The following is a 25,756-nucleotide window of genomic DNA, read 5'->3' as shown; positions in this document are numbered from 1 at the left end:
AGTGACCAACATTCCCGAGACCGGCAGGAACTCAAGGGTCCAGATCCGACTCGTCGTCATCCAGGTCCTCGTCCTCTCCCTCCTGCTCACCCTCGGCGGACGCCTGTGGTACCTCCAGATCCGTGAGGGCGCCGCCTACGCCAAGGAGGCGTCGGGCAACCACGTCCAGCAGGTCGTCCAGCCGGCCGTCCGCGGCTCCATCCTGGACGCGCGCGGCGTGGCCATCGCGGACAACGAGACGCGGCTGGTGGTCTCCGCCTCCCGCACCGACCTGCTGAAGATGAAGGACGACGGCAAGGAAGTCCTCACCAAGCTCGCCGGGGTCCTGGGCATGACGCCCGAGGACGTCCAGATGAAGGTCCGGCTGTGCGACGCCAAGACGCCGCAGCCCTGCTGGAACGGCTCGCCCTACCAGCCCATCCCCATCACCGACGAGGCCACCCCCAAGCAGGCCCTGCAGATCCGTGAGCGCGCCGAGGACTTCCCCGGCATCACCGCCGAGCCGGAGGCCGTGCGCCGCTACCCGAGCCCCGGAAAGGCCAACACCGCCCAGGTCCTCGGCTATCTCTCGCCGGTCACCGACGAGGAGATCAAGAAGGCGCAGAACACCAACTCGCCCTACCTGCGCTCCGACCAGGTCGGCCGCTCGGGCCTGGAGCGCCAGTACGACAGGGCACTGCGCGGCAAGGCCGGCGTCACCCGCTACGAGGTCGACAACCTCGGCAGGGTCATCGGCCAGGCCGAAGCAGACCCGGCCCACCCCGGCGACAACCTCGTCACCAGCATCGACTCCCGGGTCCAGCGGATCGCCGAGTACCAGCTGAACGAGGCCATGAAGGAGGCCCGCAAGCAGCACGACCGCAACACGGGCACGAACTACAAGGCCGACTCCGGCGCCGTGGTCGTCATGGAGGCCAAGACCGGCCGCGTCGTCGCCATGGCCTCCAACCCCACGTACGACCCGAACGCCTGGGTGGGCGGCATCTCGGCCAAGGACTACGCGCGGCTCACCGGCAAGAGCTCCAACTACCCGCTGCTCAACCGCGCCATCCAGGGCCAGTCGGCGCCCGGCTCGATCTTCAAGGTCGTCCCCACCGCCGCCGCGGTCAACGCGGGCTACTCCTTCGACGGCCCCTACCAGTGCTCCAGCTCGTACTCGATCGGCGGCCAGGTCTTCAAAAACTTCGAGTCCAAGGGGTACGGCCCGATCAGCCTCGGCCGCGCCCTGGAGGTCTCCTGCGACACGGTCTTCTACCGGCTCTCCCACGAGGAGTGGAAGCGCGACGGCGGCACCAAGCCGAAGAAGAACGCCAACGACTGGTTCTACAAGACGGCCCACCAGTTCGGCCTCGGCAAGGAAACCGGCATCGACCTGCCCAACGAGGTCACCGGCCGCGTCCCCGACCGCCAGTGGAAGCTGAGCTACTGGAAGGCCAACAAGGACGCCTGGTGCCGCACGGGCAAGCGCAACGGCAGCTACGCCGAGAAGATCGCCTACGAGAACTGCCTCGAAGGCAACCGCATGCGCGCCGGTGACTCCGTCAACTACTCCATCGGCCAGGGCGACACGCTGGTCACGCCCATCCAGATGGCCACCATCTACTCGGCCATCTCCAACGGCGGCACCCTCTACAACCCCTCCGTCGGCAAGGCCGTCATCAGCGCCGACGGCAAGACCGTCACGCCGATCAAGCCCAAGTCGCACGGCAGGCTGCCGATGACGCAGAAGACGCGCGACGAGATAGACGAAGCCCTCGCGGGAGTCGCCACCCGCGGTACGGCCGCCTGGAGGTTCGGCGGCTGGCCGCAGGACAAGATCCCGATGCACGCCAAGACGGGTACGGCGGAGGTCTACGGCAAGCAGACGACCTCCTGGTTCGCCACGTACACCAAGGACTACTCGATCGTCATGACGATCTCCCAGGGTGGTACGGGCTCCGGCGCCTCGGGCCCCGCCGTCCGCAACATCTACAACGCGCTGTACGGCGTCTCCGAAGACGGCGACATCGACGCGAAGAAGGCGCTGCTGCCCACGCCGCAGAAGACCCTGCCGAAGATCAAGACGGACGGCACCATCGCCTCCCCGAAGGTCCCCAAGGACCCGGCCAAGGACGGCCAGGCGAAAAAGAAGGACCCGAACGCCCCGGCGGACCCGCTCCAGCCGGTCACGTCGGCCCCGCCGTCCCCCGAGAACCGCAACACCCGAAGGCGGCGGCGCCGCCGGGGAAGCCGGAGGTTGTCAGCATGACCGGCGGTGTGAACAGCTTCCAGGTCTCCGGTTACGGGCCCGAGCGCTCCGGCTGGACGCGGCTGCTGGCCCGTGACTCGGTGGCGCGGCGCCTCGACTGGCCGATCCTGCTGTCGGCGCTGGCCCTGTCACTGCTCGGCACGCTCCTCGTCTACTCGGCGACCCGCAACCGCACCGAGCTCAACCAGGGCGACCCGTACTACTTCCTCGTCCGGCACCTGCTCAACACCGGCATCGGCCTGGCCCTGATGGCCGCCACGATCTGGCTCGGCCACCGCGGCCTGCGCACGGCCGTGCCCGTCCTGTACGGCTTCTCGCTGCTGCTGATCCTGCTGGTGCTCACCCCGCTCGGCTCCACGATCAACGGCGCCCACTCCTGGATCAAGCTGCCCGGCGGCTTCTCGCTCCAGCCCTCGGAGTTCGTGAAGGTCACGATCATCCTGGGCATGGCGATGCTGCTGGCGGCCCGGGTCGACGCGGGCGACAAGCAGTACCCCGACCACCGCACGGTCGTGCAGGCGCTCGGCCTGGCCACCGTGCCGATGCTGATCGTGATGCTGATGCCCGACCTCGGGTCGGTCATGGTGATGGTCATCATCGTGCTCGGCGTGCTGCTGGCCTCCGGGGCGTCCAACCGGTGGGTGTTCGGCCTACTCGGCGCCGGCACCCTCGGCGCGGTCACCGTCTGGCAGCTCGGGGTGCTCGACGACTACCAGATCGCCCGCTTCGCCGCCTTCGCCAACCCCGCACTCGACCCGGCCGGCGTCGGCTACAACACCAACCAGGCCCGCATCGCCATCGGCTCGGGCGGCCTCACCGGCTCCGGCCTCTTCCACGGCTCGCAGACCACCGGCCAGTTCGTCCCCGAACAGCAGACGGACTTCGTCTTCACCGTGGCGGGGGAGGAGCTGGGCTTCCTCGGCGGCGGCCTGATCATCCTGCTGCTCGGCGTCGTCCTGTGGCGGGCCTGCCGCATCGCCCGGGAGACCACGGACCTCTACGGCACCATCGTGGCCGCCGGCATCGTCGCCTGGTTCGCCTTCCAGACGTTCGAGAACGTCGGCATGACGCTCGGCATCATGCCCGTCACGGGCCTGCCGCTGCCGTTCGTGTCGTACGGCGGCTCGTCGATGTTCGCCGTGTGGATAGCGGTGGGGTTGTTGCAGTCGATCCGGGTGCAGCGGCCGATGTCGGCCTAGCGTCCCAGGAGGGGAGCGGAATGTCCGGGGAGTACGTGGCCCGGTGCCCGGTGACCGAAGAACTGGTGAGCCGGCTCGTCGAGTTGGCGGAACTCGATCTGACCGACGACGACGCCGTCGAGGCGCGGATGCGAGAGGCCGGCTGGCGCGACTGGTCGCAGGCGGTGCAGGGCCCGGCGTACGAGGACACACCCGACGTACCCGACGCCACCCACGTCACCCCGCAGGGGCACTTCGTCACCTGTGACGGCGACGGCTCGCTCCACCTCCCCTTCGCCTACCTCTACTCGGTCGACGGCGGCCTGCTCGACGAGGACTGCTGGGGCCGGCTGCCCGGCTGGACCAGCGAGGAGGGCGCCTGGCGGCCGGAGTTCGACGCCCACTTCGCCTCCGTCGTGCAGCGCTTCACCGACCGGCTGGGGTTGCCGGACCATGACATCCGGCAGCCCCGGTACGACACCCGGTACGTCAGCTGGCGCCTGGAGCACAACGTGCTGATCGTCGGACAGGGCCCGGAGCCGCTGTCGTACCACCAATTCGAGGACGCCCACGTGTACCTCGTCTCCAGGACCGCGAAGGACGCGCCGTTCCCGGACGGCGAGGAGCTGCGGGCCCTGCTGACGACCTGAACATGACGGGCCGCCCGGACGGCGCCCACCACTGCTGTCCCGGCCGGTCAGCCACTAGATTTGTCGCATGGCGGAGACGAAACGCGAGATCGAGCGCAAGTACGAATCCGACGAGGGCGGGCTTCCCGACCTGACCGGCGTGGCCGGCGTCGCGGACGTCGTGAACAAGGGCGTCGCCCACCTCGACGCCACCTACCACGACACCGTGGACGAACGCCTCGCCGCGTCGTCCGTCACCCTGCGCCGCCGCACCGGCGGTTCCGACGCGGGCTGGCACCTCAAGTTCCCGATCGCTCCGGACGTCCGCGACGAGATCCGCGCCCCGCTCACCGACACCCTCCCCGAGGACCTCGCCGCGCTGGTCCGCTCCCGCGTACGCGACAGCGAGCTGCTTCCCGTGGTCCGGCTGCGCTCCGACCGCGACGTACGGCACCTGCGCGACGCCGACGGCAGGCTGCTCGCCGAGGTGAGCGTGGACACCGTGCACGCCGAGCGGCTCACCGGGCGCGGCGGCGAAGCGCGGTGGACCGAGATCGAGGTGGAGCTAGCCGACGGGGGCGACCCGGCCCTGCTCGACAAGGTGGAGAAGCGGCTGCGCAAGGCGGGCGTACGGCCGTCGGCGTCGTCGTCGAAGCTGGCCCGCGCCCTGGCAGAGACGGCACCGGGGAAGCGGCACAGGCCGGCGTCCGCCGGGAAACCGGTGACCGCCGGAGACCATGTGCTCGCCTACCTGCGCACCCAGCGGGACGCGATCGTCGAGCTCGATCCCGCCGTCCGCCGGGACGCCGAGGACTCCGTGCACAGCATGCGGGTGGCCACCCGCCGGCTGCGCAGCACGTTCAAGTCGTTCGGCGAGATCCTCGACCGGGCCGTCACCGGCCCCGTCGCCGACGAGCTCAAGTGGCTCGCCGGCGAGCTGGGCCTGGACCGGGACCGCGAGGTGCTGACCGAGCGGCTGACGTCGGCCGTCGACGAGGTGCCCGAGAGCCTGGTCCGCGGCCCGGTCGCCAAGCGCCTGCACTCCTGGTCGAGCGCCGAGCACGGCAGCGCCCGCGGCCGCCTCCTCGGTGTCCTCGACTCCCACCGCTACCTGACCCTGCTCGACACCCTGGACGCACTGATCGCCGACCCGCCCTTGCTGAAGGCGGCCGGCAAGAAACCCCGCAAGCCGATCGCCAGGGCCGTGCGGAAGGACTTCCGCAAGGTGTCCAAGCTGATCGAGCGGGCGGCGGACCTGGAGCCCGGCACCGACCGGGACGTCGTGCTGCACGATGCCCGCAAGAAGGCCAAGCGCACCCGCTACGCGGCGGAGGCGGCCGAACCCGTCCTCGGCAAGCCGGCCAAGGCCATGGTCAAGTCCATGAAGGCGCTGCAGAACCTGCTCGGCGAGCACCAGGACAGCGTGATGGCCCGGCAGGCCCTGCGCGAGCTGTCGGCGGTCGCCCACGCCGCCGGGGAGAGCGCCTTCACCTACGGCCTTCTCCATGAGCGCGAGGCGCACCGAGCGCTGCGCGTGGAGGCAGAACTGCCCGGGTTCTGGACCGGGATCAAGGACCGCGCGGCGGACCTCTGATCTTCCGGCGTACGGAGGTACCCCGCGACCGCGTTAGTCTGGATGGTCACCCCTGTCAGTTCAGTCCAGCTCACGAAGGTGCGCGACATGCCTGCCGAAGTCGCTGCGTCGGTCTTCCCGCAGCTCGAAGCTCTGCTCCCGCATGTGCAGAAGCCGATTCAGTACGTCGGCGGAGAGCTCAACTCCACGGTCAAGGACTGGGACTCCTGTGACGTCCGCTGGGCGCTCATGTACCCGGACGCCTACGAGGTCGGTCTGCCCAACCAGGGCGTCATGATCCTCTACGAGGTGCTCAACGAGCAGCAGGGCGTCCTCGCCGAGCGCACCTACAGCGTGTGGCCGGACCTGGAGGAACTCATGCGGGAGCACCACGTCCCGCAGTTCACGGTCGACAGCCACCGGCCCGTGAAGGCCTTCGACGTGTTCGGCCTGTCCTTCTCCACGGAGCTGGGCTACACGAACATGCTCGCCGCCCTCGACCTGGCCGGCATCCCGCTGGAGTCCAAGGACCGCGGCCTGGACGACCCGATCGTCCTGGCCGGTGGCCACGCGGCGTTCAACCCCGAGCCGATCGCCGACTTCATCGACTGCGCCGTGATCGGTGACGGTGAGCAGGCGGTCCTGGAGATCACCGCGATCGTCCGCGCCTGGAAGGCCGAGGGCCGCCCCGGCGGCCGCGAGGAACTCCTCTTCCGCCTCGCGAAGACGGGCGGGGTGTACGTGCCCGGCTTCTACGACGTCGAGTACCTGCCGGACGGCCGTATCGCCCGTGTCGTGCCGAAGCGCAGCGGGGTCCCGTGGCGGGTCTCCAAGCACACCGTCATGGACCTCGACGAGTGGCCGTACCCCAAGCAGCCGCTGGTCCCGCTGGCCGAGACGGTCCATGAGCGCATGTCGGTGGAGATCTTCCGCGGCTGCACCCGAGGCTGCCGCTTCTGCCAGGCCGGCATGATCACCCGCCCGGTGCGCGAGCGTTCCATCACGGGCATCGGCGACATGGTCGAGCAGGGCCTGAAGGCCACCGGCTTCGAGGAGGTCGGCCTGCTGTCCCTCTCCTCCGCCGACCACACGGAGATCGGCGACATCGCCAAGGGCCTCGCCGACCGCTACGAGGACGACAAGATCGGCCTGTCGCTCCCCTCCACCCGCGTGGACGCCTTCAACATCGACCTGGCGAACGAGCTGACGCGCAACGGCCGCCGCTCGGGCCTCACCTTCGCCCCCGAGGGCGGCTCGGAACGCATCCGCAAGGTCATCAACAAGATGGTCTCCGAGGACGACCTGATCCGCACGGTCTCGACGGCGTACGGCAACGGCTGGCGCCAGGTGAAGCTGTACTTCATGTGCGGCCTGCCGACGGAGACCGACGACGACGTGCTGCAGATCGCCGACATGGCGACGAAGGTCATCGCCAAGGGCCGCGAGGTCTCCCGCTCCAACGACATCCGCTGCACGGTCTCGATCGGCGGCTTCGTCCCCAAGCCGCACACGCCCTTCCAGTGGGCGCCGCAGCTCTCCGCCGAGGAGACGGACGCCCGGCTGCAGAAGCTGCGGGACAAGATCCGCGGCGACAAGAAGTACGGCCGCTCGATCGGCTTCCGCTACCACGACGGCAAGCCCGGCATCGTCGAGGGCCTCCTCTCCCGCGGCGACCGCCGCATCGGCGCGGTCATCCGCGCGGTCTACGACGACGGCGGCCGCTTCGACGGCTGGCGCGAGCACTTCTCCTACGACCGCTGGATGAGTTGCGCCGACAAGGCACTGGCCCCCTTCGGCGTCGACGTCGACTGGTACACCACCCGCGAGCGCACCTACGAGGAGGTCCTCCCCTGGGACCACCTCGACTCCGGCCTGGACAAGGACTGGCTCTGGGAGGACTGGCAGGATGCCCTCGACGAGACCGAGGTCGACGACTGCCGCTGGACGCCGTGCTTCGATTGCGGGGTGTGCCCGCAGATGGACACCAGCATCCAGATCGGCCCGACGGGCAAGAAGCTGCTGCCTCTGACGGTCAAGAACGCGGCACCGGCGCCCAGCGGGCACACGCACTGAGGTGAGTGGCGCACTGCCCCCAGCGGTGGAGGCCTGAGCAGGTGAGCACTGAGCCCCCTTCGACCCGGAGGGGGCTCAGTGGTGTCGGCCCCCGAAGACGTCCTTCGTCCGACGTGACGTCTGGGACCGGCGGACGGGGCGACGTCAGGCAGGGACGCCGAGCGGCGGGTGTTCGAGCACGCGGGGCTTGTACTCGACCAGCTGGATGCGGCCGTCGAAGGTGCGGTGCTCGATCATCTCGAGGGCAACGTCCGGATAGCCGTCGTAGATGCGTTCTTCGCCCGTGGCCCCGGTGATCACCGGGAACATCACGACCCGGAAGCGGTCGACGAGTCCGGCTCGCAGCAGGGAGCGGCACAGGCTGAGGCTGCCGATCGTGCTGAGGAGCCCCGAGCCGGTCGACTTCATGGCGCGGACCGCCTCGACGGCGTCGTCGCGGACGAGCGTGGAGTTGGCCCACGTCAGTGGCTCCTCGAGTGAGGAGGAGAACACCACTTTGGACGCTTGCGTGAGCTCGTCGACGGACGCCTCTTCTTCGGGCCTGAACTCGTCTTGGCCATCCGGGACCTCGCCTGCGGCGAAGCCCGACATCAGGCGGTAGGTGTTCGCTCCCATCAGATAGGTGGCCTCGGGCTGCTCGCCGAGCCATGCGAGGTACTCCGGGCCCTCGAGGCCCCAGAACCCGGGCCACCCCTCTCCCGAGGCGTAGCCGTCGAGCGAGGTGATGAAGTCGACGAGAAGCTCCGACATGGCGGTGTCCTTTCCAGGGATGTCACGAGCTTGGACCGGCCGGGAGCCACAAACTCATCGGCCGGCCGGCCGGTCGGTAAGGCGATGGCGATGAGCAGGGCCGGACTCCAGGCGCATGACTGATGAGCAGGGCCGGATTCCAGGCGCATGACTTCCGACAGGGACCCTTCCGTCTCCCGCGCAACATCAGGCTGTGTGTACCCCGCCTCTTTGCGTGCCCCCTGAAGCTGTGAACTCGGAAGGTATCGGGAAAGCGGGAGGTGAGAGGCCCGTTCTGAGGGGGACCCGCAGAGGAGGTCGAGTTGGTGACGCTCCCCCGGGGGATCGACCCGGCCAGGTTCCCCCAGTTCAGAATGTGTGCTGGGGGAGCCGTCAGGTCAGGCGGCCCTCTTCGCAGACCCGTCGGGCGATCTCGCGGAGCTTGATGTTCTTCTCCTGTGAGTAGCGGCGCAGTACGTCGAACGCCTGATCCTCGGTGAGGCGATGGCTGCCCATGAGGATGCCCATGGCCTCACCGATGATGTGGCGCGTGGCCACGGCCTGTTCCAGCTGGGCGTGGCTGCGGGCGCTGGAGAGGGCGACCGCAGCGTGCGAGGCCAGCAGCCAGCCGGCGGTCTCGCTGTCGTCGGTGAAGGACCCGGGCCGGTGCGAGTAGAGATTGAGCGCGCCCAGATCCTCGTCCTCGGTGTACAGCAGGAAGCCCATCATGCTCCCCACGCCCAGTTCGCGGGCCCGGGTGGCGTAGGCGGGCCAGCGCTCCTGCTCGGCGGTGAAGTCGGCGATGCGGAAGACGCGCTCCCCGGTGCTGGTTCGGGCCGCGTCGAAGCAGGGGCCCTCCGCGAGGCGCTCCTGGAGCCGGTCGCTCTCGATGACCAGGTCGTGGGTGGGCGCCAGCGTCTCCACGCGTTTGCCGTGCAGAAGGAGGATGCCTGCCGCGTCGCACCCCGACACACGCTCGGTGGCCGCTCCGGTGATGTGCTCGAGCGTGGCGCCGACCGTCTCCTGGGCAAGGAGGTCGCGCGCCATGGAGGCCATCTCCCGTGCGAACACGCGCCAGTCCACTGTCGTCCTCCTCGGTCCCGGTGTCGGCATGCATACCTCCTGCCACGGTGTCACGTGTCGCACACACCGGCAGGGCGCGCGACGTAGCCGAGGTGTAGAGGAGTGACTCCTTGCGTCATCTATCGAATCTCGATAGATTTCAATCGCAGGTCGATCGAAGGGGTGGTAATGGGGAAGCTGGCCGTGATGGCGTTGCGTGGGGTGCTCGTAGTGCTGCTCGCCGGGTCGTTGTTCGTGCAGGCGGTGATGGTGCCGCTGCTGGCCGTGGACATGAACGGGCTCAGGGCCGAGTACGCGTACCTGCGCACTCCGATTCTCGTGATCACGGTCCTGGGTATCGTGACGGCCCAGGTCGTCGTGGTCTGCGTGTGGCGGTTGGTGACGATGGTGCGCCGCGGGACGGTGTTCTCCACTGCCGCGTTCCGCTATGTGCACATCGTGATCGGCGCGTTCGTGGCGGCCGCCCTGCTGGTCTTCGCGCTCGCGGTCGTGCTCGCGCCGGGTGAGGCCGTCGCTCCCGGGGTGGTCCTGCTGCTGTGCGGGGTCGTGGTGGCTGTGCTCGGCGTCGCGCTGGTCGTGCTCGTGCTGCGGATGTTGCTCGCGCAGGCCGTCGCCCGCGACATCGAGGCGGCCCAGATGCAGGCAGAGCTGGAAGAGGTCATCTGATGCCGATCGCCGTCGACATCGACGTGATGCTGGCCAAACGCAAGATGTCCGTGGGGGAACTGGCGGAGCGCGTCGGCATCACCCCCGCCAACCTGGCGGTCCTCAAGAACGGCCGCGCCAAGGCGGTCCGGTTCTCCACCCTCGCCGCGCTGTGCGAGGTGCTGGAGTGCCAGCCGGGGGATCTGCTGCGCTGGGAGACGGACGGAGCGGCGGACCCGACAATGCCCTGATGGAGAACATCAGCATCCGCCCGGCCCGGCCCGCCGAACTGGCGGCCGTGGCAACCCTCCGGTGGGAGTGGCTCGTCGAGAACGGCTCCGACGGCCTCGGCGAACCCGGGGACTTCGTACGGGACTTCGTCGCATGGGCGGAGGAGAACGCCGGATCCCACCGCTGCATGGTGCTCGTCCGGGGCGACCGGGTCATCGGAATGGCCTGGCTCGCCGTGGTGCAACGGGTGCCCACGCCCCGGGCCCCGCGACGGGCCTCCGGTGACCTGCAGTGCGTCTACGTCGTACCCGAAGCGCGCGACGGCGGGCTGGGCGGGCGGCTCATCCGGGCCGTCCTGGACCGAGCCCGCGAACTCGGACTGGAGCGGGTGACCGTCCACTCCAGTACGCGAGCCGTCCCCGCGTACGCCCGCAGCGGCTTCCAGGAGTCGCCCCGGCTGCTGCAGGCGCAGGTCGCCCGCGCCGGAGCCGTATGATCTTGCGGCCGAGTGGAGGAATCGCGGGAGAACGGGGCGGGGCTGTGCGGTGCTGGATCCGGACGGGGCACTGAGAGCGTCTACGACGGTATGGATCTGGAGAAGCATTCCCGCGAGGGTTCCGAGGCGCGGGTCGATCTGCACAAGCGGCAGGCCGGGCCGCCCGTACGGCGCGAGCCGCAGGCGGCCGTCCCGCGCGAGCCGCGGCCGCCCGCCCCGCGCGAGCCGCACGCGCCCGAGGGATGCCTCGCCGTCGCCATCCGGATCCCTGTACGGATCATCGTGCTCGTCCTGGTCGTCCCCGTGCGGATGCTGTGGGACGCGCTCGTCGCCACCGGGCGATTCCTGAATGACGTGCTGCTCCGGCCGCTCGGCCGGGCACTGCTGTGGCTCGGGCGTGCGGTGTTCGTCTGGCCGTTCGTCGGGCTGTGGCGCTATGTCGTCGTCCCGGTGGGCAAGGCCCTCGGATGGCTCGGCAACGTCCTCGTCGTCGTGCCGCTGGTGTGGTTCTACCGCTCCGTGCTGAGCCCGGTGGGGCACGCGATCGCCTGGGCCGCCCGGGGTATCGGGGCCGGGATCGGCTGGGGCGCGCGGGGTGTGGGAGCCGCGCTCGGCTGGGTGTACGCGTATCTCCTCACGCCCGTCGGGCACGCGGTGACGTGGGTCCTGAAGGGGCTCGGCGCCGTGCTCGCCGCGCTCGGCATCGGCGTCTGGACGGTCGTGTCCTGGCTCGCGACGTACCTCGTCGTCGTACCGGCCGTGTGGCTGTACACCTGGGTGCTCGCGCCCGTCGGCCGCGCGGTCGCCTGGTGCGGCAAGGGGCTCGTGTGGCTGGTGAGCACGGCCGTCACCGGCATCGGCGTGGCCCTCTACTGGATCGCCCGCATCCTGCTCGTCCTGCCCGCGCTCGCCCTCTGGCGGTGGGTCCTCACGCCGGTCGGGCGCGTCCTCGCCGTCATCGGACGGGAAGTGTGGGACGCCCTGGGGCACGCCTGGCGCATCGCCGGGCACATCTCGCTGGCCGTCGGGCGGTTCCTCGGCACTCTCCTGCGGTGGATCTTCGTCGAGCCGGTGCGGTGGGTGTACCGCAGCGTGCTGACGCCCGTCGGGCACCTCGTCCGGGACACCGTCCTGCGGCCCGCCGCCGAGGCCGCCCGCAGTGTGCGGCGGGCCACCCGGCAGGCAGTGGCCGCCGCCCGGGAATCCGTACGCCAGGCCCGCGCCGACTTCCGGCGGATGCTGTTCGGCGAGCCGCGCCGGCCGCGACTCGCGGACCGCGGGGAACCTTCGGGGCACGAGGCACGTACTCTTGGTAGCAGTACGACCGCTCTCACGAAGGACTGAACGACACTGGGCAAGCGACAGCCCGAAGGCCCGCCGCCCGCACCCGCGGTGCAGCGCATCCGACTGCGCTACACCAAGCGCGGCCGCCTCCGGTTCACCAGCCACCGTGACTTCCAGCGCGCCTTCGAGCGTGCGTTGCGCCGTGCCGAGGTGCCGATGGCCTACTCGGCGGGCTTCACACCGCACCCGAAGGTGTCGTACGCCAATGCCGCACCCACCGGCACGGGCAGTGAGGCGGAATACCTGGAGATCGCCCTCACCGCGCCCCGCGACCCGGAGCAGCTCAGGGCCCTTCTCGACGAGTCGCTGCCCACCGGGCTCGACATCACCGAGGCGGTCGAGGCCCGCACCTCGGGGCTCGCCGACCGGCTGACGGCTTCCGTCTGGGAGCTCCGGCTGGACGGAGTGCCGCCGGAAGAGGCCCGCCGGGCGGCGGACGCCTTCAACGCGGCCGAGACCGTCGAGGTCCAGCGGCTCGCCAAGAACGGCGTCCGTACGTTCGACGCCCGTGCCGCCGTGGCGAGCCTCGAGGTCCGCGACCTCACGGAAACGCACAGTTCGCAGGCTGATAGGCCGACCGACCAGCCCTGTGCGATACTGCGGCTGGTTGTTCGGCACGTGACGCCTGCCGTACGACCCGACGACGTCCTGTCCGGTCTCCGCGCCGTGGCCGACCTGGCGCCGCCGGTCCCCGCAGCGGTGACCAGGCTGGCGCAGGGGCTGTTCGATGAAGAGACCGGCACGGTGACCGACCCGCTCGCGCCCGACCGCGAGGCAGTCGAGGCCCACTCAACGGCCGAACCGACTGCCACCGCGACGGCGTCGGCGTAAGGAAGGTCCCGTGTAGGGACGGACGTCGTAGCGCCGCCCTCGGACTCGGGAGCCACCTGGGTCGGGCAGCGCACCGACCAGAAGACTTTCGCCAGGCCGTACGCATTCGGCGTACGGAACCGGCGAGACAGGACACAGAGAGCTCCCGTGCGGCGCCCGCGCCCCGGACGGCGGCGAACGCGCACAGCGCGCGCCGCGGACGTCACCGGCATCGCCGGGCCAGGCGCGGCGCCCGGGAGCCTGACGGGAGACAAGCCCGCATGCTCGAACCGACCGAACCCACCGAGGGTTCCGAACAGAACACCCCCAGCGACACCCTGCCGCCCCGCCGGCGGCGCCGTGCCGCGTCCCGCCCGGCGGGTCCGCCCACCGGTGCCTCCTCCGACACGCCGGTGGAGACCGTCGCGCCGGCCATACCGGCCGCCGATGCCGAGGACCTCGCGGCCGAGGTCGTAGAGGCCGACGAGGTCGAAGAAGCCGTTGCCGAGGGGGACAAGGCTCCCGAGGCCGTCGAGGGTGACGAGGCCGCCGCGCCCGCCCCGCCCAAGCGGCGTCGCGCCGTGCGCCGTGCCTCTGCACCCGCCGGCGCTCCGCAAGCGGCAGAGGCCGCCGAGACCGTGGTCCCGGTGAACACCGGCGCCCCCGCCGCCGACCGGACGGCCGAGCCGTCCGAAGCCGCCGCGCCCGCCGAGGTGTCCGAGGCCGCCGCGCCCGCCACTGAGGCCGCCGCGCCCAAGCGGGCCCGGCGTCGTGCCACCCGCACCGTGACCTCGCCCACCGCCGCTCCTGCGGAGAGCGCCGAGACGGCTGAGACTGCCGAGACGGCTGCGGCCGCGGCACCGGCCGAAGCCGAGGCCGCGCAGCCGGCGGTCGTGACCGACGGCGCCGCCGAAGGTGCCGAGGCCGCTGAAGAGGCTGCTCCGCGCCGGACTCGCCGGCGTGCCTCGCGGCGGGCGTCCGCGCCCGCCGGGGCCCCTTCCGCCGCGGACGCGGTGGCAGGGAACGCCGAGGAGGCGAAGGCGCCCGTGACCGAGAACCCCGCCGCCGAGAGCGCCCGCGCGTCCGAGGCGACCGCCTCCGAGACCGCCCGCGCGTCCGAGGCCACCGCCTCCGAGGCCGCTGCAGCCGAGTCCGCCCGTGCCGCCGAGGTCCCCGCCGAGACCGCCGCCGAGTCGGCCGAGCCGGTCGAAGAGGCCGGTCCGCGGCGCCGCCGCCGGGTCGTGCGCAGGGCCGCCAGTGGCTTCGCCGAGCCCGCCCAGCCCGCCAAGGGCGGGGGAGCCTCGAAGGCCGCGACTCGGGTGTCCGCGGACGCGGCCGACAGCGAGACCGAGTCGTCCTCGCGTCCGAGGCGGCCCGCCGTCGCGCTGTTCCAGGCGCCCGTCTTCACCGAGCCCCAGTTCCAGACGCCGGAGCGCGCCGCCGCCGCTGCCGCCGCCGAGGCGGCCGGGGCCGAGGAGCCCCAGGAGGCCGAGGAGGGCGAGGAGTTCGCACCGGTCGAGGCCCAGCGCGAGGAGCAGAGCGGCGGCTCGCGTCGCCGCCGCCGTCGCCGCGGTGCCGGCGACGAGCCCGAGGCGCAGGCCCCCGAGACCGCCGCCGACACCACCGCCGAGGAGGCGGAGGAGGCCGACGACTCCGCCGAGGACCAGGCCGACGGCGACGAGCAGGACGAGTCCGAGGGCACCGGCTCGCGCCGCCGCCGGCGCCGCGGCGGTCGCCGCCGCCGGCGTGGTGAGTCCGCCGACGGCGACGGCGAGGGCGGCGAGGGCTCGGACGCCGAGTCCGAGCCGACCGCCGCGCAGGACGCCGAGGACAGCGCCGAGGAGGACGACGAGGACTCCGACGACGCCACCGACCGCGACGAGTCCGGCGGGGGCGGCTCCAGCAGCAGCCGCCGCCGTCGTCGCCGCCGTCGCCGCGCCGGGGACTCCGGCACCGAGCCCGAGCCCTCCGAGGACGACCCGGAGCGCACGGTCGTCAAGGTCCGCGAGCCCCGCCCCAAGGCCGAGCCCTCCGACGAGGTGCAGTCCATCAAGGGCTCGACCCGTCTGGAGGCCAAGAAGCAGCGCCGCCGCGAAGGTCGCGAGCAGGGCCGCCGCCGCGTCCCGATCATCACCGAGGCCGAGTTCCTGGCCCGCCGTGAGGCCGTCGAGCGCGTGATGGTCGTCCGCCAGCACGGCGACCGCACGCAGATCGGCGTCCTCGAGGACGACGTGCTCGTCGAGCACTACGTCAACAAGGAGCAGTCGACCTCGTACGTCGGCAACGTCTACCTCGGCAAGGTGCAGAACGTGCTGCCGTCGATGGAGGCCGCCTTCATCGACATCGGCAAGGGCCGCAACGCCGTGCTGTACGCCGGTGAGGTCAACTTCGAGGCGCTGGGCATGGCTCATGGGCCGCGGCGCATCGAATCCGCCCTCAAGTCCGGCCAGTCGGTGCTCGTCCAGGTGACGAAGGACCCCATCGGCCACAAGGGCGCCCGTCTGACCAGCCAGGTCTCCCTGCCGGGCCGCTACCTCGTGTACGTGCCCGAGGGCTCGATGACCGGCATCAGCCGCAAGCTGCCCGACACCGAGCGGGCCCGGCTGAAGACCATCCTCAAGAAGATCGTCCCCGAGGACGCGGGCGTCATCGTGCGCACCGCCGCCGAGGGCGCGAGCGAGGACGAGCTGCGCCGTGACGTCGAGCGGCTGCAGCAGCAGTGGGAGGACATCCAGAAGAAGGCCAAGAACGGCAACGCGCCGACGCTGCTGTACGGCGAGCCGGACATGACCGTCCGGGTCGTGCGCGACATCTTCAACGAGGACTTCTCCAAGGTCGTCGTCAGCGGTGACGAGGCGTGGTCGACCATCCACGGCTACGTCTCGCACGTCGCGCCGGACCTCGCCGAGCGGCTGTCGAAGTGGACCTCCGAGGTCGACGTCTTCGCCACCTACCGGATCGACGAGCAGCTCGCCAAGGCCCTCGACCGCAAGGTCTGGCTGCCCAGCGGTGGTTCGCTGGTGATCGACCGGACCGAGGCGATGGTCGTCGTCGACGTCAACACCGGCAAGTTCACCGGCCAGGGCGGCAACCTGGAGGAGACGGTCACCAGGAACAACCTGGAGGCGGCCGAGGAGATCGTGCGTCAGCTGCGGCTGCGCGACCTCGGCGGCATCATCGTCATCGACTTCATCGACATGGTGCTGGAGTCCAACCGGGACCTGGTGCTGCGGCGCCTGCTGGAGTGCCTGGGCCGGGACCGTACGAAGCACCAGGTCGCCGAGGTGACCTCGCTGGGGCTAGTGCAGATGACGCGCAAGCGGGTCGGGCAGGGCCTGCTGGAGTCCTTCTCCGAGACGTGTGTCCACTGCAACGGCCGCGGTGTCATCGTGCACATGGAGCAGCCGACGGCCCCCGGCGGCGGCAAGCGCAAGAAGCGCGCCCGTGCCGGTGCCGCCGAGCAGCCGCACGTGCACGAGGCCGCCGTCGAGACCGCCGAGGAGGAGGCCGAGACCGAGACCGAGGTCGCGGCCGAGGCCGCCGAGCCGATCGCGCTGCCCGAGCCGTCCTTCGAGCCCGACGAGGAGCTGTACAGCAGCGCCGCCGAGGCGGAGGCCGCGGCTGGCCGCGGTCGGTCGCGTCGCCGCGCGAGCCGGCGGGCGTCGGCTCCGGCGGGCTCCCCGCGTGGTGAGGCCGCCGAGCCGAAGGCCGAGCAGGGCAGGGACAGGACCCGGCGGGGCAGGGGCAGGGCCGAGCAGGCCGAGGCCGAGGTGCCGACGGCGCAGGACGTGACCGCCGAGCAGGAGGTCGCCCGTCCGGTGCAGCCGGAGCCGGCCGCCGAGGCGCAGGCCGAGCCGATGGCCGTGGAGGACCCGGTGGTCGAGGCCGCGCAGGCCCCGTCGGCCACTGAGGCCGCTGAGGCCTCGCAGGCGGCTCGGGCTTCTGAGGCCGCTCCGGTCGAGGAAGCCGCGCCCAAGGGCCGTACCCGGCGTCGGGCCACCCGCAAGGTGTCCGCTCCGGCCGGTTCTCCGGCGGGGGCCGAGGCGACCGTGGTGACGGTCGCCGAGACCGCCCCGGTGGCCGACGTCGCCGAGGCGCCCGAGCAGGCCGCGCAGCCCGAGGCGGCCGAGCCGGTCGCCGAGGCGCCCGCCGAGAGCGCCGCCCCGGCCCGTCCGCGGCGTCGTGCCGTGCGCAAGCCCACGGCGTCCACGGCGTCCGAGGAGACGGCCGTCGTGGTCGTCCCGTCGGCCGCGTCCGAGGAGGCCCCGCAGGCGCCCGCGTCCGAGGAGGCCGCAGGAGTGCCCGCATCCGGCGGTGCCGCAACGGAGGAGGCCGCCGAGGAGTCGGCCCCCGCCAAGAAGACGGCCCGCAAGACGGCCAAGAAGGCCACCGCGAAGAAGGCCGCCACCACCAAGAAGACGGCGGCGAAGAAGACCGCGGCCAAGAAGACGACGGCCAAGAAGGCGGCGAAGACCACCAAGACCGCCGCCAAGAAGACCGCGTCGAAGAAGACCGTGGCGGCGGAGCAGTCGGCGTCCGCCGGGTCCTCCGTCTCGGCCTCCACCGACGAGGGCTGACCGGCCTCGATGTCCCCGGGGCGTGCGCGAACCCCGCGCACGCCCCGGGGACGCGACCGGCGTGACCGGTCGCACAGGTGGCGGGCCCGGCTCGGTTTGACCCCCTCGGCCGCGGCCCCGTAACCTTGACCGTCGGCGTGTCGACTGACGCGTCACATCCCCGTAAACCTTCATCCTCCGGGCGCCGGGCGCCGGGAGAGGCTGTTCGCTGAGTCGGGCGGCTGGCCTGCGGGGGTGCCGTTTCCCGAGCGAGAGAGTGAGTTCCGCGTGTACGCCATCGTGCGCAGCGGTGGTCGCCAGCACAAGGTTGCTGTCGGCGACATCGTTGAGGTTGACAAGATTTCCACTGCCAAGGTTGGCGACTCGGTCGAGCTCTCGACCCTGCTCGTTGTCGACGGCGACGCCGTGACCAGCGACCCGTGGGTGCTGGCCGGCATCAAGGTCCAGGCCGAGGTCGTGGACCACCACAAGGGCCAGAAGATCGACATTCTGCGCTACAAGAACAAGACCGGTTACCGCCGTCGCCAGGGCCACCGCCAGCAGTACACGGCGATCAAGGTCACTGAGATCCCCACGGCTGCGAAGTAAGGGACTGAGGAGAAATGGCACACAAGAAGGGCGCATCGTCCACCCGGAACGGTCGCGACTCCAATGCCCAGCGGCTCGGCGTGAAGCGCTTCGGCGGTCAGGTCGTCAACGCGGGTGAGATCCTGGTCCGTCAGCGTGGCACCCACTTCCACCCGGGCGCCGGCGTGGGCCGTGGCGGCGACGACACGCTGTTCGCCCTCGAGGCCGGTTCGGTGCAGTTCGGCACCCACCGTGGCCGCAAGGTCGTGAACATCGTTCCGGTCGCCTGATCGGAAACTTTCGCGAGGCGGACCTCACTTCCCTCACGGGAAGCGGGTCCGCCTTTCGCGTGTTACGCAGAGAACAACCCCGTAGAACCTCGTACACATACGTACGCACCTGGAGGCACACACCATGACCACCTTCGTGGACCGCGTCGAGCTGCACGTCGCCGCGGGTAGCGGAGGCCACGGCTGTGCCTCCGTCCACCGTGAGAAGTTCAAGCCCCTCGGCGGGCCGGACGGCGGCAACGGCGGGCGCGGCGGGGACGTGATCCTCACCGTCGACCAGTCGATCACCACGCTGCTCGACTACCACCACTCCCCGCACCGCAAGGCCACCAACGGCAAGCCCGGCGAGGGCGGCAACCGCTCCGGCAAGGACGGTCAGGACCTCGTCCTGCCGGTGCCGGACGGCACGGTGGTGCTGGACAAGGCGGGCAACGTCCTCGCCGACCTGGTCGGGCACGGCACGTCGTACGTCGCCGCGCAGGGCGGCCGGGGCGGGCTCGGCAACGCGGCGCTGGCCTCCGCGCGGCGCAAGGCACCCGGGTTCGCGCTGCTGGGCGAGCCGGGAGACCTGCGGGACGTCGTCCTGGAGCTGAAGACCGTCGCCGACGTGGCCCTCGTCGGGTACCCGAGCGCCGGCAAGTCGTCGCTGATCTCGGTGCTGAGCGCCGCCAAGCCGAAGATCGCCGACTACCCCTTCACGACCCTCGTGCCCAACCTCGGTGTCGTCACCGCCGGTTCGACGGTCTACACGATCGCCGACGTGCCCGGGCTGATCCCCGGGGCCAGCCAGGGCAAGGGCCTGGGCCTGGAGTTCCTGCGGCACGTGGAGCGGTGCAGTGTGCTCGTGCACGTCCTCGACACCGCGACGCTGGAGTCCGAGCGTGACCCCGTCTCCGACCTCGACATCATCGAGGAGGAGCTGCGGCAGTACGGCGGGCTGGACAAGCGGCCGCGGATCGTCGTCCTGAACAAGATCGACGTACCGGACGGCAAGGACCTGGCCGAGATGGTGCGGCCCGACCTGGAGGCGCGCGGCTACCGCGTGTTCGAGGTGTCGGCCGTGGCGCACATGGGCCTGAAGGAGCTGTCCTTCGCGCTCGCCGAGCTCGTGGCGCAGTCGCGGGCCGCGAAGCCGAAGGAAGAGGCGACCCGGATCGTGATCCGGCCCAAGGCCGTGGACGACACCGGCTTCACCGTGACGCAGGAGGCCGACGGCCTGTTCCGGGTACGCGGCGAGAAGCCCGAACGCTGGGTGCGCCAGACCGACTTCAACAACGACGAGGCCGTCGGCTACCTCGCGGACCGGCTCAACCGGCTCGGTGTCGAAGCGGAGCTGATGAAGGCGGGCGCCCGAGGCGGCGACGGCGTGGCCATCGGCCCCGAGGACAACGCGGTCGTCTTCGACTGGGAGCCCTCCATGACGGCCGGTGCCGAGATGCTCGGCCGCCGTGGTGAGGACCACCGGCTCGAGGGGGAGCGGCCGGCCGCGCAGCGCCGCAAGGACCGGCAGGCCGAGCGGGACGAGGCGCAGCAGGAGTTCGACGACTTCGAGCCCTTCTGAGTCAACAGAGCCCTTCTGGGTTAACAGAAAGCAAATTCGCAACGGACTTCGGTGCAACCAAGCCGTTCTCCGGTGAGTCGTACAGGGCAGTGCGGGTGAGGATCTTGTTCCCCACCCGTATACCAGCTGTCCAGCGGATCAACGGAGTTGACGTGCCACAGTCCATGAGCAAGCGCAGGGTCGGCGGAGCGGTCGCGGCGGCGATCGCCGTCGTCGCGACCGTGACCACCCCGGTGGTCGCGCACGCCGCCCCGGCCGCCCCCGCCGCCCCGTCCGTCGCGGAGAAACTCCGTGACGACTTCAACGGCGACGGCTACCAGGACTTGGCCGTCGCCGCCTCGCGCGGCAAGGTCGACGGGCAGGCCCAGGCCGGGTACGTCGCCGTCGTGTACGGCTCGGCCAAGGGCATCGACCTGACGCACAAGCAGGTCATCAGCCAGAACACCCCGGGCATACCCGGTGCCGCGGAGACCAACGACGACTACGGCGACGGTCTCGCCGCCGGCGACCTGGACGGCGACGGCTACGCCGACCTGGTCGTGGGCGCCCCGGGCGAGAGCGTCGGAGACGTCAGGGCGGCCGGCACGCTCGCCGTGCTGTGGGGCGGGAAGCAGGGTCTGTCCGGCGGCACGGCCGTGGCCACCGGCACCGAGGAGGACCGGGTCGACCCCGAGACCCCGGCGCTCGGCGACTTCGACGGCGACGGCCACCTGGACCTCGCCACCGGCAACCGCCTGCTGTCCGGGCCGTTCGACCGCGCCACGGGCGCCGCGAAGAGCCGGACCCTGGCCATCGAGCCCGCGTACGTCACGGACGACGTGGCGGCCGGGGACGTCGACCACGACGGCCTCACGGACCTGGTCGCGCTCATCCACGACGTCAGCGACGACGACATGCACGACCCCGACTACAGGCACCGTCGCGCGGTCTTCCTGCGGGGCACCCGTGACGGCCTGGGCGCCCCCGCGCCGGTGAACAACCCCGACGGCACGCGCATGCGCGGCGGCGAGAGCCTCGGTGTCGGCGACGTGGACAAGGACGGGTACGCCGACCTCGTGATCGGCCGCCCGAATGACGGCTTCGGCGAAGTCGACCTCGACGACCCGCTGCTGAAGGGCGGTCAGATCGGCGTGGTGCACGGCTCGGCCGCCGGACCCGACACCTCCCGTACGACGATCATCACGCAGGAAACCCCAGGTGTGCCCGGAAGCTCGGAGTGGTCCGACAGTTTCGGCGGGAGCATCTCCGTCGGTGACGTCAACGCCGACGGCTACGCGGACGTCTCCACCGGCAGCTCTAGCGAGGACCTCGGGGAGGTGTACGCGGCCGGCCAGGTCACCGTCCTGCGTGGCGGCAAGAAGGGGCTCACCGGGGAGGGCGCCTACAGCATGAACCAGAACACCAGGAACGTCCCCGGCGCGGCGGAGCAGAACGACTTCTTCGGCGCCGACACCAACCTGCTCGACGTCAACGGCGACGGCCGGGCCGAGCTCTTCGCCGGCGCCACCGGCGAGAACCGGGACGGCGGAGTCTGGGCGTTCCCCAACCCGGTGAACACTCCCACCGCGACCGGCTCGGTCAGCTTCGGCGCGGGCACCCTCGGCACGGTCAGGAGCGGCTCCTCCCTCGGCAGGGGTTTCGCCCGCTGACCTCAGGACCCCCTCCCGCCGCAGGCGCCCGTCCCGGCTCCGGTATCGCCTGCTGATCACCTGTCAGACTCGCCCCGGCAACGGCTTGTTCCGGTGCTGGCGGCGAGTCTCTCTCTGTCTGCTTAGTTGTCATGTACGCGAATCCCGGCGTTCAGCGGGCGGACCGCCCGCGAGCGTGAAGCTTCCCCGTGTCCATGTGGCCAGCGAGGTAAGGGAGTCAGCCGATGACCGGAGCAGTATCCCCCGACCGACGCCGCTTTCTGACCGCGGGTGCCGCCGTGCTCGGTGCCGCGGCCTCCGCCCAGCTGTGGCTCCCGGCCGCCGCCCGCGCGGCGGAGACGCCGCTGCCGGACGGTGTGTTCAGCCTCGGCGTCTCCTCGGGCGACCCGCTGCCGGACGGCATCGTGCTGTGGACCAGACTCGCCCCGGACCCGCTGAACGGCGGCGGCATGCCCGATCGGGTGGTGCCGGTGGAGTGGCAGCTCGCGGAGGACCCCCGGTTCAGTAAAACCGTTCGACGGGGCACCGCACAGGCCCGGCCCGAGTACGGGCACAGCGTTCACGTGGACGTACGCGGGCTGCGCGCGGGGCGTACATATTGGTACCGCTTCCGCACCAGTGGACAGCTCTCGCCCGTCGGCCGCACCCGCACCGCACCCCACCCCCACAGCTCCGGTGGCTCCCTGCGCATGGCCCTCGCCTCCTGCCAGAACTGGCAGCACGGCTACTTCACGCCATACGCGGACATGCTCGAGCAGGACCCGGACGTCGTCGTGTTCGTCGGCGACTACATCTACGAGTCCACGCCCTCGGCGACGGGCGTACGGCGGCACGAGGGCACCGGCGAGCCGTTCAGCCTGGTGCAGTACCGCAACCGGTACGCCCAGTACCGCACCGACCCGGACCTCGCGGCGATGCACGCCAACGCGCCCTTCGTGGTGACCTTCGACGACCACGAGGTGGACAACGACTTCGCCGGCGAGATCCCGCAGGACCCGGACAAGCAGCCGCACGACGCGTTCGTGGCCCGGCTGACCGCCGCGTACCAGGCGTTCTACGAGCACATGCCGGTCCGTGCCACCGCCGTCCCGGACGGACCGCACATCCGGATGTACCGCCGCCTGGAGTTCGGCCGGCTGGCCCGGCTCAACGTCCTGGACACCCGCCAGTACCGCAGCGACCAGGCCACCAGCCAGGCCGGAGCCCAGGACCCGTCGCTGACCATGCTCGGCGCGCGGCAGAAGCAGTGGCTGCTGAACGGGCTGCAGGACTCGCCCGCCCGCTGGAACCTCATCGCCTCCCAGATCATGATGGCGGAGACGGACCTCAAGGTCGGCGAGGGCAAGCTCTGGTTCTACGACGCCTGGGACGGCTATCAGGCCGAACGCAACGCGTTCCTGGAGGAGTTCCGGCAGGTCCGCAACCCCGTGGTGCTCTCCGGGGACCGGCACCTGACGATGATCAGCGACCTCAAGGAGGACTACGCCGACCCGGACTCGGAGGTCGTCGGCGCCGAGTTCGTCGGCACCTCCATCTCCAGCAACGGTGACCAGGACCAGGAGGCCTTCCGCAAGGAGTGGGACCCGCGGCGCCCGGACAACCCGCACTGGAAGCTGCTCGACGCGCACCGCGGCTACCACCTCTTCGACGTCCGCCGCGACGGCATCGACGCCCAGGTCAGGGTGGTCGACACGGTGCGCCGGCCCACGGCGGTCCCGAGCACGCTGGCCCGGCTGAGGGTCGAGGCGGGCCGGCCGGGCGTCGAGGTCGTCTGACGATGCCCGTGAGCCGCTTGAGCCCGGGAAAGGCCGTCTGACCCTGCCCGTGAGCCGCTTGAGCCCGGGAAAGGTCGTCTGACCCGGTCCGTGCGCCGCGTGAGCCCGGGACTCTTCGGAGTCCCGGGCTCTTCGCCGTACGGGACGGGCGGGCCGGGTGAGAAGTGCGACCGGGGTTTGCGGCGTATTGCTCTCGCCGAGACCGAAATGCTGCGGAATCGCAACCGGGAATTCCGCGGCAAAGAGCTGCCGGGAGGGCCGTATTCGCGGCCGGCCGGCATGAAGAACACGTGCAGCCGTGTGCACCGGGAAGTGGGGATCCACGCACCGGAACCCCCGTACCCGGCCCGGCGGGCGGCGGGCGCGGTACGCGGGGCGCCCCCAAAGCGCGTACCGTGCACTGGACATCGTCCGAGGAACCCGTGAAGGCCCCCCGGTCACCGCTGTCCCGTGCGGCTCCGCCGTCGCCGAGCTGCTGTGCAGTTACTCACAGCGCATTTTCCCGGGGCGCGCGCAACCGTCCGCAATCACCAGTGCCGTCAGGTGAATGAGAGGTGGCGCGCACATATGCGGTGGAGGGCGCTCACCTTGCATCGCGGTAACCACAAGTGGGACCATTTCCGAGTTCCCTGTCGCCCCAAGGTAGGTCACCTGTGTCCCAGCACATAGCCAAGCCCCGTACCACCGCAGTGATCCTGGCCGGTGGCACCGGCCAGCGCGTGGGTCTGTCGATCCCCAAGCAGCTGCTGAAGATCGCCGGCAAGGCAGTCATCGAGCACACGCTGACCACCTTCGAGAACACCGACTCGATCGACGACATCATCGTGCTGATGGCTCCGGGTTACGTGCCCGACATCGAGAAGATCGTCGCGAAGGCCGGATTCAAGAAGGTCTCGAAGGTCATCGAGGGCGGCTCCACGCGGAACGAGACCACCGAGCGCGCCATCGCCGCGCTGGGCGAGGGCCTGGCCGAGGGCGAGGACGCCAACGTCCTCTTCCACGACGCCGTGCGCCCCCTGCTCTCACAGCGCGTCATCGACGACTGCGTCGTCGCGCTGGAGCGCTACCAGGCCGTCGACGTGGCCATCCCGTCCGCGGACACCATCATCGTCACGCGCACGCACGGCGAGGACGGCGAGTTCATCACCGAGATCCCGGACCGCTCCCGGCTGCGCCGCGGCCAGACGCCGCAGGCGTTCAAGCTGTCCACGATCAAGCGGGCCTACGAGGTCGCCGCCGGCGACCCCAACTTCCAGGCCACCGACGACTGCTCCGTCGTGCTCAAGTACCTGCCGGACGTGCCGATCCACGTCGTCGCGGGTGACGAGTACAACATGAAGGTCACGCAGCCCGTCGACGTCTTCATCGCCGACAAGCTGTTCCAGCTGGCCTCCACGGCCGCGCCCGAGCAGGTCTCCGAGGAGGCCTACCGCGAGCTCCTCACCGGCAAGACCATGGTCGTCTTCGGCGGTAGCTACGGCATCGGCAAGGACATCGCCGAACTCGCCGAGTCCTACGGCGCCAAGGTCTACGCCCTCGGCCGCTCCACCACCGGCACCCACGTGGAGAACCCGGAGGAGGTCGACGACGCCCTGTCCAAGGCGTACGCCGAGACCGGCCGCATCGACTACGTGGTCAACACCGCCGGCGTGCTGCGCATAGGCAAGCTCGCCGAGACCGACAACGCCACCATCGAGGAGGCGCTGAAGGTCAACTACCTGGCCCCGGTGCAGATCGCCCGGTCGTCGTACAAGTACCTCTCCGAGACCAAGGGCCAGTTGCTGCTCTACACCTCCAGCAGCTACACCCGCGGCCGTGCCGAGTACAGCCTGTACTCCTCCACCAAGGCGGCCATGGTGAACCTCACCCAGGCGCTGTCCGACGAGTGGGCCGGCGACGGCGTCCGCGTCAACTGCATCAACCCCGAGCGCACCGCCACCCCCATGCGCACCAAGGCCTTCGGCCAGGAGCCCTCGGGGTCCCTGCTGTCCTCCGAGGCCGTGGCCCGCACCTCCCTCGACGTGCTGCTCTCCGAGCTCACCGGCCACGTCATCGACGTCCGCCAGCAGGACCCGACGGCCGGCGCGGCCCGGGCCTCCGGCTTCGAGCAGGCCCTGGCCACGGTGCTGGACCGGCAGGACGGCGTGTAATAATTGGCGCCAAATAGACTTCGGTAATTCAGGCCTCTGCGCCCTCCTGTTAACGGGTTTCCCTGTACAGGAGGTTTCGCAGGGGCCTGAATCCATACAGTCCCGCGAATATTCACAGACCAGCCGCATTCTCGAACCAAGACCGGCA

The 25,756-nt window shown here is 70.8% G+C and carries 19 protein-coding genes; 17 read left to right on the top strand and 2 right to left on the bottom strand.

Going from position 1 to position 25,756, the window contains the following annotated elements:
• Position 1 precedes the first annotated feature (1 nt).
• The 5 genes from mrdA to ACFY5B_RS03800 all read left to right on the top strand — a co-directional run bounded on the left by mrdA (position 2) and on the right by ACFY5B_RS03800 (position 7,701).
• Complete coding sequence (mrdA, locus tag ACFY5B_RS03820) at positions 2-2,248, top strand: penicillin-binding protein 2 (protein ID WP_389964032.1); 2,247 nt, start codon at positions 2-4, stop codon at positions 2,246-2,248.
• Entirely contained in the window at positions 2,245-3,447 is a 1,203-nt protein-coding gene (gene rodA / locus ACFY5B_RS03815; protein WP_389964029.1) for a rod shape-determining protein RodA, read from the top strand. The genes mrdA and rodA overlap by 4 nt, the downstream gene beginning before the upstream one ends.
• A gap of 20 nt (positions 3,448-3,467) precedes the next feature.
• Positions 3,468-4,076 (top strand): hypothetical protein, encoded by a 609-nt coding sequence (locus tag ACFY5B_RS03810; protein WP_389964026.1) that lies wholly within the window; start codon positions 3,468-3,470, stop codon positions 4,074-4,076.
• A gap of 67 nt (positions 4,077-4,143) precedes the next feature.
• Positions 4,144-5,649, top strand: coding sequence for a CHAD domain-containing protein (locus tag ACFY5B_RS03805; RefSeq protein WP_389964023.1), 1,506 nt, complete (start codon positions 4,144-4,146; stop codon positions 5,647-5,649).
• An 87-nt stretch (positions 5,650-5,736) separates the two neighbouring features.
• Positions 5,737-7,701, top strand: a complete 1,965-nt coding sequence (locus ACFY5B_RS03800) for a TIGR03960 family B12-binding radical SAM protein (protein ID WP_389964019.1) — start codon at positions 5,737-5,739, stop codon at positions 7,699-7,701.
• A 144-nt stretch (positions 7,702-7,845) separates the two neighbouring features.
• Here ACFY5B_RS03800 and ACFY5B_RS03795 read toward each other — a convergent pair whose 3' ends face one another.
• Together ACFY5B_RS03795 and ACFY5B_RS03790 are read right to left on the bottom strand one after the other, a co-directional pair.
• A complete protein-coding gene (locus tag ACFY5B_RS03795) occupies positions 7,846-8,451 on the bottom strand; it encodes a dihydrofolate reductase family protein (RefSeq protein ID WP_389964016.1) in 606 nt (201 codons plus the stop codon).
• A gap of 372 nt (positions 8,452-8,823) precedes the next feature.
• A complete protein-coding gene (locus ACFY5B_RS03790; RefSeq protein ID WP_389964013.1) occupies positions 8,824-9,513 on the bottom strand; it encodes a GAF and ANTAR domain-containing protein in 690 nt (229 codons plus the stop codon).
• A 168-nt stretch (positions 9,514-9,681) separates the two neighbouring features.
• Between ACFY5B_RS03790 and ACFY5B_RS03785 the strand changes: the two genes are divergently transcribed.
• The 12 genes from ACFY5B_RS03785 (at position 9,682) to ACFY5B_RS03730 (ending at position 25,608) form a co-directional block, all read left to right on the top strand.
• Positions 9,682-10,179, top strand: a complete 498-nt coding sequence (locus ACFY5B_RS03785) for a DUF2975 domain-containing protein (RefSeq protein WP_389964011.1) — start codon at positions 9,682-9,684, stop codon at positions 10,177-10,179.
• Positions 10,179-10,409 (top strand): helix-turn-helix transcriptional regulator, encoded by a 231-nt coding sequence (locus tag ACFY5B_RS03780; RefSeq protein WP_104780597.1) that lies wholly within the window; start codon positions 10,179-10,181, stop codon positions 10,407-10,409. Before ACFY5B_RS03785 ends, ACFY5B_RS03780 begins: the two co-directional genes overlap by 1 nt.
• The gene (locus ACFY5B_RS03775; RefSeq protein ID WP_389964007.1) at positions 10,409-10,885 is read left to right on the top strand and encodes a GNAT family N-acetyltransferase; all 477 of its coding nucleotides are present in this window, start codon (positions 10,409-10,411) and stop codon (positions 10,883-10,885) included. Before ACFY5B_RS03780 ends, ACFY5B_RS03775 begins: the two co-directional genes overlap by 1 nt.
• 90 nt (positions 10,886-10,975) lie before the next feature.
• Positions 10,976-12,229 (top strand): hypothetical protein, encoded by a 1,254-nt coding sequence (locus ACFY5B_RS03770; RefSeq protein WP_389964004.1) that lies wholly within the window; start codon positions 10,976-10,978, stop codon positions 12,227-12,229.
• Positions 12,230-12,277: 48 nt separating this feature from the next.
• Positions 12,278-13,060, top strand: a complete 783-nt coding sequence (locus ACFY5B_RS03765; RefSeq protein WP_389964001.1) for a TIGR03936 family radical SAM-associated protein — start codon at positions 12,278-12,280, stop codon at positions 13,058-13,060.
• Between the two features lie 260 nt (positions 13,061-13,320).
• Positions 13,321-17,616, top strand: coding sequence for an Rne/Rng family ribonuclease (locus ACFY5B_RS03760; protein ID WP_389963997.1), 4,296 nt, complete (start codon positions 13,321-13,323; stop codon positions 17,614-17,616).
• Between the two features lie 267 nt (positions 17,617-17,883).
• Positions 17,884-18,204, top strand: coding sequence for a 50S ribosomal protein L21 (gene rplU / locus ACFY5B_RS03755; protein ID WP_030836278.1), 321 nt, complete (start codon positions 17,884-17,886; stop codon positions 18,202-18,204).
• Positions 18,205-18,218: 14 nt separating this feature from the next.
• Complete coding sequence (rpmA, locus tag ACFY5B_RS03750) at positions 18,219-18,473, top strand: 50S ribosomal protein L27 (RefSeq protein ID WP_003990207.1); 255 nt, start codon at positions 18,219-18,221, stop codon at positions 18,471-18,473.
• Positions 18,474-18,597: 124 nt separating this feature from the next.
• On the top strand, positions 18,598-20,034 hold the full coding sequence (gene obgE, locus ACFY5B_RS03745) for a GTPase ObgE (RefSeq protein WP_389963994.1): 1,437 nt from the start codon (positions 18,598-18,600) through the stop codon (positions 20,032-20,034).
• A 152-nt stretch (positions 20,035-20,186) separates the two neighbouring features.
• The gene (locus ACFY5B_RS03740) at positions 20,187-21,683 is read left to right on the top strand and encodes a VCBS repeat-containing protein (protein WP_389963991.1); all 1,497 of its coding nucleotides are present in this window, start codon (positions 20,187-20,189) and stop codon (positions 21,681-21,683) included.
• Between the two features lie 224 nt (positions 21,684-21,907).
• Positions 21,908-23,458 (top strand): alkaline phosphatase D family protein, encoded by a 1,551-nt coding sequence (locus tag ACFY5B_RS03735; protein WP_389963988.1) that lies wholly within the window; start codon positions 21,908-21,910, stop codon positions 23,456-23,458.
• Between the two features lie 653 nt (positions 23,459-24,111).
• Entirely contained in the window at positions 24,112-25,608 is a 1,497-nt protein-coding gene (locus ACFY5B_RS03730; RefSeq protein WP_189588927.1) for a bifunctional cytidylyltransferase/SDR family oxidoreductase, read from the top strand.
• Positions 25,609-25,756 lie beyond the last annotated feature (148 nt).

The organism is Streptomyces sp. NPDC013187 (assembly GCF_042899705.1).
Classification (GTDB): domain Bacteria; phylum Actinomycetota; class Actinomycetes; order Streptomycetales; family Streptomycetaceae; genus Streptomyces; species Streptomyces hawaiiensis_A.
The sequence above is the reverse complement of the archived record's forward strand: the minus strand, read 5'-3'. Positions and strand labels throughout refer to the sequence as shown.